This window comes from Pseudundibacterium arcticum, from assembly GCF_042646465.1.
Classification (GTDB): Bacteria; Pseudomonadota; Gammaproteobacteria; order Burkholderiales; family Burkholderiaceae_D; genus Undibacterium_A; species Undibacterium_A arcticum.
In genome coordinates, this window is record NZ_JBHRTP010000126.1 from 1 (window position 1) to 542 (window position 542).

Here is a 542-nt window from a genome sequence, read left to right on the forward strand (position 1 = left end):
CTCATCGGCTTCGTCGCGGGCTTGATCGCCAAGGCGCTGACGCCGGGGGCGGGGCCGAGCGGCTTCTTCCTTACATCCGTGCTCGGCATCGGCGGTTCGGTAGCTGCCACGTATCTCGGTCAAGCGCTCGGGCTGTATCCGCAGGGACACGCCGCCGGGTTCATCGCTTCGATCATCGGCGCGGTTGTGCTGCTGGTCGGGTATCACCTTGTCACGCGCAACCGCGTCAAGTAGAAGGAGGCTGAACATGGGAATCATGGACATCCTAACCCAAGTGATCAGCAGCGGCACCGCCAGCGATCAGCACTTCGACCAGGTGGCGCAAAGCGTGCCCAGCGACGTTCTGGCCAAGGGCTTGGCCGGCGCGTTCCGCGCGGATGAAACGCCGCCCATCGGCGAAATGGTGGGCCAATTATTCGGCAATTCGAACGGGCAGCAGCAGGCAGGCATGCTGAATCAAATCCTTGCGGCCTTGGGTCCGGTCACGGCCGCAAGCCTCGCGGGTGGAGTACTTGGGCGTGTGATGAGTCCGGGCAGCAGCC

Annotated in this window: 1 protein-coding gene and 1 pseudogene; both read left to right on the top strand. The window is 64.0% G+C overall.

What is annotated here, in order from left to right; genetic code table 11:
- A partial coding sequence (locus ACFOFO_RS26445; protein WP_390333549.1) for a GlsB/YeaQ/YmgE family stress response membrane protein occupies positions 1-234 on the top strand: 234 nt, incomplete at its 5' end.
- Positions 235-247: 13 nt separating this feature from the next.
- A pseudogene (locus tag ACFOFO_RS26450) lies at positions 248-542 on the top strand (hypothetical protein); the annotation flags it as partial.